The sequence below is a fragment of the Bradyrhizobium sp. TM102 genome (assembly GCF_009176685.1).
Lineage (GTDB): Bacteria > Pseudomonadota > Alphaproteobacteria > Rhizobiales > Xanthobacteraceae > Bradyrhizobium > Bradyrhizobium ottawaense.
The window spans coordinates 289168-302110 of sequence record NZ_AP021855.1 but is presented as its reverse complement, the minus strand read 5'-3'; the positions used below and the strand labels follow the sequence as shown (position 1 = coordinate 302110).

14 protein-coding genes are annotated in these 12943 nt (G+C 64.8%); 8 read left to right on the top strand and 6 right to left on the bottom strand.

The annotated features are described in order from the left end of the window. The first annotated feature begins 6 nt into the window (after positions 1–6). The 3 genes from GDN70_RS01440 (at position 7) to recQ (ending at position 3857) form a co-directional block, all read left to right on the top strand. A complete protein-coding gene (locus GDN70_RS01440; RefSeq protein ID WP_152102072.1) occupies positions 7–1005 on the top strand; it encodes a homoserine O-succinyltransferase in 999 nt (332 codons plus the stop codon). Positions 1006–1109: 104 nt separating this feature from the next. Continuing rightward, on the top strand, positions 1110–1853 hold the full coding sequence (locus GDN70_RS01435) for a polysaccharide deacetylase family protein (protein WP_038950250.1): 744 nt from the start codon (positions 1110–1112) through the stop codon (positions 1851–1853). A 138-nt stretch (positions 1854–1991) separates the two neighbouring features. Continuing rightward, positions 1992–3857, top strand: coding sequence for a DNA helicase RecQ (gene recQ, locus GDN70_RS01430; RefSeq protein ID WP_152102071.1), 1866 nt, complete (start codon positions 1992–1994; stop codon positions 3855–3857). Between the two features lie 179 nt (positions 3858–4036). Here recQ and GDN70_RS01425 read toward each other — a convergent pair whose 3' ends face one another. After that, positions 4037–5053: a 1-aminocyclopropane-1-carboxylate deaminase gene (locus GDN70_RS01425; protein WP_038950252.1), complete on the bottom strand. Its 1017-nt coding sequence runs from the start codon at positions 5051–5053 to the stop codon at positions 4037–4039. 158 nt (positions 5054–5211) lie between these two features. Here GDN70_RS01425 and GDN70_RS01420 point away from each other — a divergent pair, with 158 nt between their 5' ends. From GDN70_RS01420 to GDN70_RS01410, 3 genes are all read left to right on the top strand, one after another. After that, positions 5212–5676, top strand: coding sequence for an Lrp/AsnC family transcriptional regulator (locus GDN70_RS01420; protein WP_152102070.1), 465 nt, complete (start codon positions 5212–5214; stop codon positions 5674–5676). A 43-nt stretch (positions 5677–5719) separates the two neighbouring features. Beyond that, positions 5720–6883 carry a PLP-dependent cysteine synthase family protein gene (locus tag GDN70_RS01415; RefSeq protein WP_038972816.1) on the top strand — a complete coding sequence of 388 codons (1164 nt, stop codon included), beginning with the start codon at positions 5720–5722 and terminating at the stop codon, positions 6881–6883. 106 nt (positions 6884–6989) lie between these two features. Next, the gene (locus GDN70_RS01410) at positions 6990–7550 is read left to right on the top strand and encodes a carboxymuconolactone decarboxylase family protein (protein WP_038950256.1); all 561 of its coding nucleotides are present in this window, start codon (positions 6990–6992) and stop codon (positions 7548–7550) included. Positions 7551–7566: 16 nt separating this feature from the next. On the opposite strand, the gene GDN70_RS01405 is transcribed toward GDN70_RS01410, so the two are convergent. Both GDN70_RS01405 and GDN70_RS01400 read right to left on the bottom strand, forming a co-directional pair. Then, positions 7567–7767: a diguanylate cyclase domain-containing protein gene (locus GDN70_RS01405; protein WP_244625851.1), complete on the bottom strand. Its 201-nt coding sequence runs from the start codon at positions 7765–7767 to the stop codon at positions 7567–7569. A 93-nt stretch (positions 7768–7860) separates the two neighbouring features. Then, entirely contained in the window at positions 7861–8733 is an 873-nt protein-coding gene (locus GDN70_RS01400) for a hypothetical protein (protein WP_152103655.1), read from the bottom strand. Positions 8734–8951: 218 nt separating this feature from the next. On the opposite strand from GDN70_RS01400, the gene GDN70_RS01395 reads away from it, so the two are divergent. Then, positions 8952–9197, top strand: coding sequence for a hypothetical protein (locus GDN70_RS01395; protein WP_038974719.1), 246 nt, complete (start codon positions 8952–8954; stop codon positions 9195–9197). A gap of 9 nt (positions 9198–9206) precedes the next feature. On the opposite strand, the gene GDN70_RS01390 is transcribed toward GDN70_RS01395, so the two are convergent. Then, complete coding sequence (locus GDN70_RS01390) at positions 9207–10142, bottom strand: alpha/beta hydrolase (RefSeq protein WP_152102069.1); 936 nt, start codon at positions 10140–10142, stop codon at positions 9207–9209. Positions 10143–10260: 118 nt separating this feature from the next. Between GDN70_RS01390 and GDN70_RS01385 the strand changes: the two genes are divergently transcribed. Continuing rightward, positions 10261–11148, top strand: a complete 888-nt coding sequence (locus GDN70_RS01385; RefSeq protein ID WP_028141917.1) for a branched-chain amino acid aminotransferase — start codon at positions 10261–10263, stop codon at positions 11146–11148. A gap of 106 nt (positions 11149–11254) precedes the next feature. On the opposite strand, the gene GDN70_RS01380 is transcribed toward GDN70_RS01385, so the two are convergent. Both GDN70_RS01380 and phaR read right to left on the bottom strand, forming a co-directional pair. Beyond that, the gene (locus GDN70_RS01380; RefSeq protein WP_028141916.1) at positions 11255–11872 is read right to left on the bottom strand and encodes a trans-aconitate 2-methyltransferase; all 618 of its coding nucleotides are present in this window, start codon (positions 11870–11872) and stop codon (positions 11255–11257) included. A gap of 184 nt (positions 11873–12056) precedes the next feature. Further along, entirely contained in the window at positions 12057–12653 is a 597-nt protein-coding gene (phaR, locus tag GDN70_RS01375) for a polyhydroxyalkanoate synthesis repressor PhaR (protein WP_038950262.1), read from the bottom strand. Between the last annotated feature and the right edge of the window lie 290 nt (positions 12654–12943).

The window sequence follows — 12943 nt, the reverse complement described above, 5'->3', positions numbered from 1 at the left end:
GCGTCAATGACGATCTTGATCGACAGGGATCAAGTCATATCGAGCCCGGCGCTGGTGCCGGCCGAGCGCGATCTCGCGCGCGATCACGGCGCTGAGCTCACGATCGGGCTCGTCAACAACATGCCGGATCCGGCGCTGAAGGCGACCGAGCGTCAGTTCTTGAAGCTGCTTCAGGCGGCGGCCGGTCCGCGCCGCATCCGCTTCCATTGCTTCTCGCTGCCCAGCGTGAAGCGCTCGCCGGAGGCGAAGTGGCATGTCGAGAGCGAATATTCCGACCTCTCCGATCTGAAGCGCCAGAAATTCGACGGGCTGATCGTGACAGGCGCCGAACCGGTTGCGCCCGAGCTCGACCGGGAGCCTTATTGGCGTGACCTCGCCGACCTCATTGACTGGGCCAAGGCCAACACGCGCTCGACGATCTGGTCGTGCCTTGCCGCGCATGCGGCGGTGCTGCATCTCGACGGCATCGAACGGCGGCGGCTGCCTGCCAAATGTCACGGCATCTTCGATTGCGACGCCGTGACGAGCGATGCCCTGACGCGTGCCGCGCCGGCGCCGCTGAAGGTGTCGCATTCGCGCCTCAACGAGCTCGCGGAGAGCGACCTGGTGCAGGCCGGTTATCAGGTGCTGACACGCTCGGCGGAGGCCGGCGTCGACGTTTTCGTTCGCCAATATGCCAGCCGGTTCGTGTTCTTCCAGGGGCATCCGGAATATGACGCGCTGTCGCTCCAGCGCGAATATCTGCGCGACATCGGCCGCTACCTTGCGCGGGAGCGCGAGAACTATCCGCGCCTGCCCGTGAGCTATTTTGACGCAGCGACGGAAGAGAAATTGGTCCGCTTCGAGAAGAAGGCGGCGCACCAACGCCATCCGGCGCTCACCAACGAACTGCCCGGTCTGAATTTGCGCGCCGATATCGGCGCCGGCAGTGCGGCCGCGGTGCTTTTCCGCAATTGGTTGCAATATCTCAGTGTGGAAACCGAAGCGCCGGCCCTTGCGCGTTAGCGAAGGATATTGGTTCCGCGTTAGGATTACCCAGGCGTTAGGCTTGCCTCGACCAGCGCGCGAATGTTTCAGTACAGATATACGGAATCACGGGAAACGCAGTCGTGTGGTCGGCACTCCAGGGACGCGTGAGCAATCGGCTGGCCCGGCATTTCCGCGCCGCGCCGCACCGGCTGCCCGCGCATGCGCCGATCGTGAGCTTCACCTTCGACGATGCCCCGGATAGCGCCGCAGGCGAGGGCGCCGCGCTACTGGAAGAGCATGGCGGCCGCGGTACGTTTTATCTCGCCGGCAGCCTGATCGGGCAGCCGTCGGACCATTGGCATGGCCTGTCGGACGATGCGATCGTGCGGCTTCACCGCGCCGGTCACGAGATTGCCTGCCACACCTTCTCGCACCAGAGCTCGGCCAATCTCGACGAGGCCGCGATGGCTCGGGAGATCGAGCGGAACCGCACCTATTTTCGCAGCATCGATTCCTCGATCAATCTGGAGAACTTCGCCTATCCCTATGGGATTGCCTCGGTCTGGCGCAAGCCGCAGCTCGCCAAGGCCTTCCGTTCTGCGCGCGGCATCCTTCCCGGCGTCAACAGCGACGTCATCGATCTCCAGTTCCTGCGTGCGTCGCCCTTGGTCAATTGTGAGATCGACAAGGCAGGCGTCGATCGCTATTTCGACGAGGCGGTGGCGAGCGGTGGATGGCTGATCTTCTACGGCCATGACGTCGCGGACGCGCCGAGCCCCTATGGCTGCACGCCGGACCTGATGCGTCATGCGCTGGAAGCCGCCGGACAGCGCAACATGCCGATCGTGACGGTCGCAGAAGCGCTGCGCAGGATCGGGGCGTAGGGCTTATTCACCTCTCCCCGTAGGAATGGGGAGAGGGAGGAAGCAGCCGCGCCTCGACCCTCAAACGCTCTTGCCACGCCGACGCCAGCATGCGACTGGCCTTGTGACGAATCTCTTGGCCTTGTTCCCCGAACGCCCATGAATGCCCCTTCCACCGCCCCGCGACCTGCGCCGGCCAACGGCCGCGATGCGCTGTCGGTGCTGCATTCGGTGTTCGGCCTGCCGGGCTTTCGCGGTTCGCAGGGCGAGATCATCCGGCACGTCACGGACGGCGGCAATTGCCTGGTGCTGATGCCCACCGGCGGCGGCAAGTCGTTGTGCTATCAGCTGCCGTCCCTGCTGCGCGAAGGCTGCGGCATCGTGGTGTCGCCGTTGATCGCCCTGATGCGCGACCAGGTTGCCGGCCTGCTCGAGGCCGGCGTCAACGCCGCCGCGCTGAATTCGTCGCTGACGCTGCAGGAGGCCTCCGACATCGAGCGGCGCCTGCTCGCGGGCGATCTCGATCTGCTCTATGTCGCGCCGGAACGCCTGGTGACGCCGCGGTGCCTGTCGCTGCTGGCGCAGGCCAAGGTGGCGCTGTTCGCGATCGACGAGGCGCATTGCGTCTCGCAATGGGGCCACGACTTCCGCCCCGAATATGTCGGCCTCTCCATCATCGCCGAACGGTTCCCCGACGTGCCGCGCATCGCGCTGACCGCGACCGCCGACGAGTTGACGCGCAAGGAGATCGTTGCGCGGCTTCAGCTCACGGACTCGCCGCAGTTCGTCTCCAGCTTCGACCGGCCCAACATCCGCTACGAGATCGTCGACAAGCGCAGTGCGGTGTCGCAGCTGAAGGAGTTCATCCGGGAGCGCCATGCCGGGGACGCCGGCGTGGTCTATTGCCTGTCCCGCAACCGTGTCGAGGAGGTCGCCGCCGCGCTCGACGAGGCCGGCATAGCCGCGCTGCCATATCACGCCGGGCTCGACAGCCAGGTGCGTTCGCGCAACCAGGACCGCTTCCTCAACGAGGACGGCATCGTCATCGTCGCGACCGTCGCGTTCGGCATGGGCATCGACAAGCCCGACGTGCGCTTCGTCGCCCATCTCGACCTGCCCAAGAGCATCGAGGCCTATTACCAGGAGACCGGGCGCGCCGGTCGCGACGGCAAGCCGTCGGCGGCCTGGATGGCCTACGGCCTCTCCGACATCGTGCAGCAGCGTCGCATGATCGACGAATCCAGCGCCTCCGACGAATTCAAGCGAGTCTCGATCGGCAAGCTCGATGCGCTGGTCGGCCTTGCCGAGACGCCGCACTGCCGGCGTCGGCGGCTGCTCGCCTATTTCGGCGAGATCGTGATGGGCGAGAGCTGCGGCAATTGCGACAACTGCCTGACGCCGCCGAAAATGCGCGACGGCAAGGTGCTGGCGCAGAAGCTGCTGTCGTGCGTCTATCGCACCGGGCAACGTTTCGGCGCGATGCATCTGATCGACGTGCTGGTCGGGCGCCTGACCGAGAAGGTGACGCAGTTCGGCCACGACAAATTGTCCGTGTTCGGCATCGGACGCGAGCTCAACGAAAAGCAGTGGCGCACCGTGCTGCGGCAACTCGTGGCGATGGGGCATTTGCAGAGCGACAGCGAAGCCTATGGCGCGCTGAAGTTGACCGAGACCGCGCGCGGCGTGTTGCGCGGTGAGACCGAGGTGTGGCTGCGCGAGGAAGCGCCCGGCACGCGCCTTCGCGCAAGCCGCGGCAAATCCCGCCGCGGCGACCTTGCGCCCGACGCCAACGCCCCGCAAGGCGATGTCGATCCCGAACTGCGCGCGCGGCTGCGCTCGTGGCGTTCGGACATTGCGCGCGAGCGCGGTGTGCCGGCCTATGTGGTGCTGCACGATGCCACCATCGACGGCATCGTCCGGGCCTGGCCGACGACACTCGACGAGCTGCGCAACGTGCCCGGCATCGGCGACAAGAAGCTCGAGCATTATGGCGACGAGCTGCTGCAGATCGTCAGGACGCGGTAGGGCTTCTCGTCATCCCGGACAAGCGGAAGCGCAGATCCGGGATCCATACCGCGTGATTTATCTTGGGGCACGCGGGGAGACGTTCTTCGCCAAACGTCTCCCTGGGGTTATGGGTCCCGGGTCTGCGCTTCCGCTTGCCCGGGACGACAGCGAGTGGAGGCGCGAGGTACGGCGCAGCCTCACCCATTCCTAAACGCGTAGGCATACCCGTTCAGCGCGGGCGCGCCGCCGAGATGCGCGTACAGAATCTTCGCGCCCTTCTCGAAATAGCCCTTCTGCGCGAGGTCGATCAGGCCCTGCATCGACTTGCCCTCGTAGACGGGGTCGGTGATCATGCCTTCGAGACGCGCGGTGAGGCGGATCGCTTCCTTGGTCTCTTCCGACGGCACGCCGTAGGCGGGATAGGCGTAGTCCTCGATCAGCACGACGTCCTCAGTGACGAGGTCCTTGCCGAGCTCGACCAGCTTTGCGGTGTTCTGCGCGATCTCCAGCACCTGCGATTTCGTCTGCGCCGGCGTGAAGGACGCATCGATGCCGATCACCTTGCGGGCGCGGCCGTCGGCGGCGAAGCCGACCAGCATGCCGGCATGGGTCGAGCCGGTGACGGTGCAGACGACGATGTAGTCGAACTTGAAGCCAAGCTCGGCTTCCTGCTTGCGCACCTCTTCGGCGAAGCCGACATAGCCGAGGCCGCCGAACTTGTGCACGGAGGCGCCGGCGGGAATCGCGTAGGGCTTGCCGCCCGCCGCCTTCACCTCGTCGATCGCCTGCTCCCAGCTCTTGCGGATGCCGATGTCGAAGCCGTCGTCGACGAGGCGCACGTCGGCGCCCATGATGCGCGAGAGCATGATGTTGCCGACACGGTCATAGACCGCGTCCTCGTGCGGCACCCAGGCTTCCTGCACCAGGCGGCACTTCATTCCGATCTTGGCGGCGACGGCGGCGATCATGCGGGTGTGGTTCGACTGCACGCCGCCGATCGAGACCAGCGTGTCGGCGTTGGACGCGATCGCGTCGGGGATGATGTATTCGAGCTTGCGCAGCTTGTTGCCGCCATAGGCGAGGCCGGAATTGCAGTCCTCGCGCTTGGCGTAGACCTCGACATTGCCGCCGAGATGTTTTGACAGCCGCTCCAGCTTCTCGATGGGCGTGGGGCCGAAGGTCAGCGGGTAGCGCGGAAATTTGTCCAGCTTCATGGGTCATCCCGATTGGCGTTGGTGTTGGCAGCTGCCTAGCATCGCGTCGGAAAAATGTGCTCTCGAATATTGCGCCAATGTTGCGCCATTTCTTGCGGAAATAGTGGCAAACGCTAATAATCCTTCCAGAAGATCACCTGTTTATGAGAGCTTCTTTCATGGCTGCGCGGCTCGATCGGACCGACCTTAAGATATTGAGATTGCTCCAAAACAACGGTCGGCTGAGCAATGCCGAGCTGGCCGAAACCGTCGCAATCAGCCCCGCCACCTGCCATCGCCGCACCCAGCGCCTGTTCGAGGACGGGTTCATCGCCACTGTGCGCGCCATGGTCGCGCCGAAGAAGGTGGCGAAGGGCACGTTGGTGATGGTCGGTGTCGTGCTCGACCGCTCGACGCCGGAGAGCTTTGCGATCTTCGAGCAGGCGATCGCCAAGCTGAAATTCGTGCTCGACTGCCACCTCGTCGCCGGCGACTTCGACTATTTCCTCAAGATCCGCGTCGGCGACATGGAGGATTTCAACCGCATCCATGGCGAGCAGCTCATCGCACTGCCCGGCGTGCGCCAGACCCGCACCTTCTTCGTGATGAAGGAAGTCGTCGACAACGCGCCGCTGGAATTTTGAGCGCGCCCTTGATGCGCAATGCGTGTCGTGAGAGATTCGCTCGATGCAGACATTTCCCTTCCGCCCGCACAATCCGGCCGGACCGGCCTATCGGCGCGGCTGGGTCGACGAGGCCGTGGCCGCGATCGAGGCCGACCAGTGCCGCACAGCGGACACGCATCTGATCCGGCTGATCGTGCCGGCGCTATCAGGCATCGACATCTATCTGAAGGATGAGTCGACCCATCCGACCGGCAGCCTGAAGCATCGCCTCGCGCGCTCGCTGTTCCTCTACGCGCTCTGCAACGGCCACATCCGTGAAGGCACGCCCGTCGTCGAGGCCTCGTCCGGGTCGACCGCGGTGTCGGAGGCCTATTTCGCGCAGATGATCGGCGTGCCCTTCTACGCCGTGATGCCGCGCACGACCTCGGCGGAGAAGATCGCCGCGATCGAGCATTATGGCGGCAATTGCCATCTGATCGACGACGGCCGCGCGCTGTATGCGGAGGCCGCCGCGCTCGCCGCGCGCCTGAACGGCCATTACATGGACCAGTTCACCTTCGCCGAGCGCGCGACGGACTGGCGCGGCAACAACAACATCGCTGAATCGATCTTCACGCAATTGCAGGGCGAGCCGCGGCCGTTGCCGGACTGGATCGTGATGGGCGCGGGCACCGGCGGCACCTCGGCCACCATCGGACGCTATCTGCGCTATCGCCAATATCCGACGCGGCTCTGCGTTGCCGATGTCGAGCATTCCGCCTTCTTCGATTGCTTCCGCTCGCAGGACCGGTCTCGTGTGTGCGACCGCCCGTCGCTGATCGAGGGCGTCGGCCGTCCGCGCTGCGAGCCGTCCTTCGTGCCTGGTGTGGTCGACCGCATGATGAAGATCCCGGATGCGGCCACGATCGCGGCGATGAACGTGTTGTCGCGCCGGCTGCGCCGCCCGGTGGGCGGCTCCACCGGCACAAATTTCCTGGCGCTGTGCCGGCTTGCCTCGGAGATGCGCCAGTCGAACGCGACGGGATCGCTGGTGACGCTGATCTGCGATTCCGGCGAGCGCTATCGGCAGACCTATTACGAGCCCGCTTGGCTGAAGGCGCGCGGGCTCGATCCGACGCCGTTCGAGGCCAATTTGTCGTCGTTTCTCGCGACAGGTGAGCCGCTGACGCTCGCCGTCGACGATTTCGCAAATCCCCAGAGCGCACGAGGCCCCGAGGCGACATAATCGAATTTGTCGGAACGCCCGCCTGGCGTGCGATGTCACGGCAACTTCACTTGCGTTGCGCGCACCTGCGGGCAAGCCTCGTATTCTCAACGAGGAGATCTCCACCGTGCGCCTTCCCATTCTCGATCCGAAGGATCTGACCGACGAACAGAAGCCGCTCTATGACGACATGCGAGCCGGCATCAAGGACCACTTCAAGGGCTTCGTGAACATGCGCGACGACGGGGCGCTGCTCGGGCCCTGGAATCCCTGGGTCCGCGAGCCGCGCTTCGGCAAGCCGGTGTGGGAGCTGGTCAAGGCGATCGCGTCGAACCCGCTGCTGCCGGCCCCGGTGCGCGAGGTCGCCATCCTCGTCACCGGCTCGCACTTCCGCTCCGGTTACGAGCTCTATGCCCATGTGCTGGTCGCCGAGCAGCGCGGCCTGTCTGACGAAAAGCTCGCGACCATCGTCGCCGGTCAGCGGCCGGTGGATCTCACCAGGCAGGAGGCCATCGCGTATGACGTGGCGTCCGCGCTGGTCAGTGGCGGCGTGCTGCCGGAATTGACCTGGCGCGCCGCCGTGAAGGAGTTCGGCGAGCACGGCGCGGCCGAACTGTCCTATCTCGTCGGCGTCTATTGCATGGTGTCGGTCACGCTCAACACGTTCGACGTGCCGGTGCCGGACTAAAAGCCGCGTCCTTCGATCACTCCGCCGCCTTGCTTGCAGGCGGCGGGGGCGCGAAGGCGATGCAGCGGTTGCGGCCCTCGGCCTTGGCCTGGTAGAGCGCATGATCGGCCGCGCCCATCAGCGCGTCGATGCCGGACATGCTGACTGCGGCCTCGGCGATCCCGACGCTCACGGTGAGGCCGAACTGAATTTCGCAGGCGACGATTTGCGCGCTCATCACACGTTTGCGGATGCGATCGGCCACGGTCCTTGCACGAGACAGGCTGGTCTCGGGAGATCCGGTTTACCACCTATCCACCATGATCCCCAGTCAGTTGCGGATCGCATAGAGCGGCGTTCGCAAGGTCACCTGGTAGGACGGCTTCGGCATCCACGCGATCTGCGCGGTGATGCCGAACAGGCGGTTGTCGTTGTCGTCCATGCGATCGAGGTCGAGCCGCAGGATCGGCTGCGTGAAGGACTCCGCCAGCGTCCGGCCCGCGAGCTGCGCCCCGCCGAACGACTGCATGCCGAGGCGCCCGGTGAACTTCCAGTTGCTCGGCCATTGGTAATAGCCGCCGGCATAGAGGATCGTGTTGGGCCGGATGCTGGCGAACGGACTGGCGATGGTGGTGGTGGTGTACTGCACGCCGGCCAGCCCGCCGCGCGTCTCGTCCTCGTCGAGGGCGTAGTCGAATTCCAGGATGTTGTTGAACGAATTGGTCATGCCCTGATCGTTCGGCACCGATTGCGTCAGGGTCGATTGCAAAGTGATGGTCGGGATCGAGCCGCCATTCTGCCGATAGAGGTCGGCCTGCACGCCAATGTTCCAGCTTGTGACGTCGAACGTCGACCAGCCGCCGCCGATGTCGGTCGTCGAGCCCGACACGCCGCCATAGAGCGAGACGCGGTCGTTGACGTCGACGGTCAGCGGCAGGTCGACGGCAATCGATTTCGCGGCCGGCAAGCCGTTCGACGGCGCTGCGCCTCTGCGCACCGCCAAAGCCTCGAGCGCGGCCGACAGTGACGTGTTGCCGAAGCCGAGCCCGAGCGTGCCCGCCGGAATCGTCGCGTAGGTCGTGCGCAGATCGAGATAGATGTTCGGGACCGCCGGCTTTGCCGGTGCGTCCTCCTCGGCTTCGGCGGAGCAGGCGGCGCTGGTCGAAATCGCCAGACAGGCCAGTCCCATTGCGACAGTGCGCAGAGCCGGACGATGCGATAGGCAGTGACTGGGCACGTGACAATCCGACGCGCGGGGACTGTGTGGCGAAATCGTGTGCTAGATGGAACGTGATCGCTCCCGTGGTCAAGCGCTATCCGCAAACGATGGACGGCATCGACGGGCGCGGCTACCCTGTCGTGATTGCACCGATACGCTTTTCGCCGGCCAGAGTGCAGGCCGGGCAATGGAGGACGACAGCCATGACCACGTCACGCCGCATCCTGCTCGCCGGAATGGCGGGGCTCGCCGTCGCTCCGACCGCTGTCGCGGCCGCACCCGCGCCAGTGCGCGATGACGCGACGGTTGCCGAAGAACGCTTTGCGCGCCTGATCGCCGCTGCGCATGCGCCCGACGTCACCTGCGCCCGGCAGGCCGAACGTTATGCGGACGCGCATTGGCCTGACTATGTTGTGGCAGCGAGGGCCGTTATCGATGCGCGCGCCTGATACGCGCTCTTACCTCGCAACCGCTCGTCGCACCTGCTCGCCGATCTGCGACAGCACCAGCTGCGCCTGCGGCAGGATCGCGCCCATGGCGTGGAAATTGTGAACCATGCCGTCGTGGCAGACATGCTCGACGGCGACGCCCGCGGCGAGCAGCTTGCGGGCATAGGCATTGCCTTCATCGCGCATCGGATCGTACTCGGCCGTGTGGATGATCGCGGTCGGCAGACCCGTGAGCCGTGTTGCCCGCAAGGGAGAAACGCGGGGATCGGCGGTGTCGATACCGTCAGGCAGATAGTCGGAGAGATCGGCCTCGATCGTGACGCGGTCGATCAGATGGCCCTCGGCAAAGGCCTCTCGTGAGGGCGAGGTTTCCTCGAAATCCAGCACCGGGCAAATCAGGCATTGAGCGGCGATGGCGAGGCCGGCGGTCTGCGCTGCCTCCTGGCACACGATCGCAGCGAGCGTTGCACCCGCGGAATCGCCGCCGACCACCAGACGGTCCGCATCGATGCCGAGCGATTCGGCCTCGCGCGCGACCCATTCGGTGGCGGCAATCGCGTCATCGACGGCGGCAGGGAATTTGTGCTCCGGTGCGAGCCGGTAGTCGACCGAGACGAGGCGGCAGCCGGTGGCATGCGCCAGCGCCGCCGCGATGCGATCATGCGTGGCAATGCCGCCCGCGACCATGCCGCCGCCATGGAAGAACACGAAGCCCGGCGCACGCTGATCGGCATTTGCAGGCGTGTAGAGCCGATAGGGCAGTTCGCTGGCGCGGCCGGGCATCATACCGTCGCGCACCGTCACGTCCGGCGCATCGGTGCGCGCGAACTGCATCAGCTTCGCCAGCGATTGCCGCCGCGCCTCCACGCTCGGCCGGCCCCTCGCCCGCGGCCCAGCCGCAGCCATCATGGTCAACAGGCGCTTTGCGAGCGGATCGAGCGACATGCTGCTTCCTTTTTCCCGTGCGGGAGAGGGTAAACCACCAATTCCGCGCAGGGAATCATTTAGATGTTGCGTCCAATAGTGGCGCTATATTGCGGCAGCATGCCAAGGGAGACCTGATATGGCCGAGATCAGGAAGCCGATCGAATATTCGCCGAGCTGGACCTTCTTCGAGGGTAAATGGCACGACGGCAATGTGCCGATCATGGGCCCGCGCACGCATGCGGCCTGGCTCGGCTCGATCGTGTTCGACGGTGCACGCGCGTTCGAGGGTGTTGCGCCCGATCTCGATCGTCACGTCGCCCGCGCCAATCAATCCGCGATCAATTTTGGCCTGAAGCCGGTAGTCGATACCGGCACCTGGCTCACGCTCGCAACCGAAGGCATTGCCCGCTTTGCGGCCAATGCAGAGCTCTACGTCCGTCCGATGTATTGGGCGCAGAACGGCTCGGGCGGCGGCGTGCTGTTCGACCCCGAGACCACCAATTGGTGCCTGTGCATCTACGAGGCGCCGATGCCCAAACCCGTCGGCAACGCCATCACCCTGTCGCCATTCCGCAGGCCGACCGCCGAATGCGCCCCGGTCGAGGCCAAGGCGGCCTGCCTCTACCCGAACAATTCGCGTGCGCTCGCGGAAGCCGCCTCGCGCGGCTTCCAGAACGCGTTGATGCTCGACATGCTCGGCAACGTCGCCGAGTTCGGCAATTCCAACGTGTTCATGGCCAAGGACGGCGTGGTCTATACGCCGGTGCCGAACGGCACCTTCCTCAACGGCATCACGCGCCAGCGCGTCATCACCCTGCTTCGCGGCGACGGCGTCACCGTGGTCGAGAAGACGCTGCGCTATGCCGACTTCCTGGCTGCCGACGAGATCTTCTCCACCGGCAATTTCGCCAAGGTCGCCCCGGTGATCCGCATCGACGAGCGTGAGCTGAAGCCGGGCCCGTTCTACACCCGTGCGCGCAAGCTCTATTGGGACTTCGCGCATGCGGTGAAGCTGGCGGCGTAGCTGCCATTTACTCCGCTGTCATCCAGTATTCCAGAGACGGCAGTGATTGAACCGATGGGCCTCGGCGTACTGGATGCCTCGCCTTCGCGGGGCATGACAGCTGATCTTAGTTGCGCTTTCGAAACCGGCTGAACTGAAACGCCTGCGTCGAGCCCCAAGGCGTATGATGCGTCTCGCGGCGCGTCTCGACCAGCTCGAAATCCGGCCCGAGCTCCGCAGCAAGGCTGGCGCTGTCATGGCGTTGCACCGGCAAGCCGCTGCATTTCTCCGGACCGTCGGGCGCAAAGGTCGCGATGATGATCTGGCCGCCAGGCGCAATCGCGGATCGCAGGCGCTGGACATAGGCGTCCCTGTCGTGCGGGTCGGTCAGGAAGTGAAACGCCGCGCGGTCGTGCCACACATCGTAAGTCCTGGCCGGCCGCCAAGCCGTGGCGTCGGCGACGATCCAGTCGACCGCGGAAGAGGCCCGACCGATTCGCGTCTTCGCCGCGTCGAGCGCGTTGGCGGAGAGGTCCAGCACGGTGAGATCGCGATATCCGTCTTGAAGAAGAGCATCGACCAGCCGCGAAGCGCCCCCGCCGATATCGATGATCGCCGCGTCGCGATCCGGATTGGCAGCGCGGATCATGTCGCGCGAGATCGTCGGGCTATCCTGAAACCAGCTGACCTCGGCCTCGCCCTTGGTGGCGTAGACGTTGTCCCAATGCATGGTGCGGTCGGGCATCGCGCGCTCCGTGCGTGTCAACCCGTCATCCTGAGGCGCCGGAGCGGAGGCCTCCAGCGACAACGGCTTCGCCGTTGCGCGAGGATGACTGGGTTAAAGCCGGTGAGGAAGAAATGGTAGGCGCGCGCGAAATTGCCAATCGCGCGCCCGCCGCGGGCGGACGCGCTGGTCGACGCGAAAGGTCCTACTCGTCCTTCTTCGACATGCGCTCGAGGCGCTCCTGCATGTCCTTCATCTGCTGGCGCAAATCGTCGATGTTGCTGTCCTTCGGCGTCTCGGCGTTCGCGTCGGACTCCGGCTCGGCGGCGGCCGCCGGACGGCCCGCATTGGGAGCAAACGGCTTGAACATCGAGAAGGTCTGCTGGAACAGCTCCATGTTCCGGCGGACTTGTTCTTCCAGAGGAGCAAAAGGAGTGCCGGACAGGGTGTTGGCGATCTGCTTGCGGAACTTCTCTTGCTCCTGGGTCAGGGTCGCAATCGACTGCTCCAGATATTTCGGCACCACCATCTGCATGCTGTCGCCGTAGAAGCGGATGAGCTGGCGCAGGAAGGTGGTCGGGAGCAGGTTCTGGCCGGCCTTGTTCTCCTGCTCGAAGATGATCTGGGCGAGCACGGAGCGGGTGATGTCGTCGCCGGTCTTGGCGTCATAGACCAGGAAATCTTCGCCATCCTTGACCATCGCGGCGAGGTCTTCCAGCGTCACATAGGTACTCGTTCCGGTGTTATAGAGCCGGCGGTTCGCGTATTTCTTGATTGTCGTGGGTTGGTCTGATTTCGCCATGGGCTCTCACTTGCAAGCGCGGAGAACGGGAACCGAGCGGGCTATGCCGCAGGGCGGGAAGAGTACGCAACGCAACAAAATAAGCATTTTCAAAGGGCTCACGCTACCGTTTTGTGCGGCACGGTTAATCGCAGAGCAAAATCTTGCTTGCGAAAGCGCCAAGAACGCTATTTTGAATGCGCTGCGGTATGAATTCGGTCGCCGGCCGATTGACATGCCTCAACGACGTTAACAGGATGGCTGACGAGACTGGCGAGCCGTTTTCTCAAAGCCCCGCCTGCCCCTTTCAA

What these genes read in the sequence shown, in the direction of transcription:
- GDN70_RS01440 (WP_152102072.1), top strand. Translation starts at nt 7, where the DNA reads ATGACGATCTTGATCGACAGGGATCAAGTCATATCGAGCCCGGCGCTG.
- recQ (WP_152102071.1), top strand. Translation starts at nt 1,992, where the DNA reads ATGAATGCCCCTTCCACCGCCCCGCGACCTGCGCCGGCCAACGGCCGC.
- GDN70_RS01425 (WP_038950252.1), bottom strand. Translation starts at nt 5,053, where the DNA reads ATGAAGCTGGACAAATTTCCGCGCTACCCGCTGACCTTCGGCCCCACG.
- GDN70_RS01420 (WP_152102070.1), top strand. Translation starts at nt 5,212, where the DNA reads ATGGCTGCGCGGCTCGATCGGACCGACCTTAAGATATTGAGATTGCTC.
- GDN70_RS01415 (WP_038972816.1), top strand. Translation starts at nt 5,720, where the DNA reads ATGCAGACATTTCCCTTCCGCCCGCACAATCCGGCCGGACCGGCCTAT.
- GDN70_RS01405 (WP_244625851.1), bottom strand. Translation starts at nt 7,767, where the DNA reads ATGAGCGCGCAAATCGTCGCCTGCGAAATTCAGTTCGGCCTCACCGTG.
- GDN70_RS01395 (WP_038974719.1), top strand. Translation starts at nt 8,952, where the DNA reads ATGACCACGTCACGCCGCATCCTGCTCGCCGGAATGGCGGGGCTCGCC.
- GDN70_RS01390 (WP_152102069.1), bottom strand. Translation starts at nt 10,142, where the DNA reads ATGTCGCTCGATCCGCTCGCAAAGCGCCTGTTGACCATGATGGCTGCG.
- GDN70_RS01385 (WP_028141917.1), top strand. Translation starts at nt 10,261, where the DNA reads ATGGCCGAGATCAGGAAGCCGATCGAATATTCGCCGAGCTGGACCTTC.
- GDN70_RS01380 (WP_028141916.1), bottom strand. Translation starts at nt 11,872, where the DNA reads ATGCCCGACCGCACCATGCATTGGGACAACGTCTACGCCACCAAGGGC.
- phaR (WP_038950262.1), bottom strand. Translation starts at nt 12,653, where the DNA reads ATGGCGAAATCAGACCAACCCACGACAATCAAGAAATACGCGAACCGC.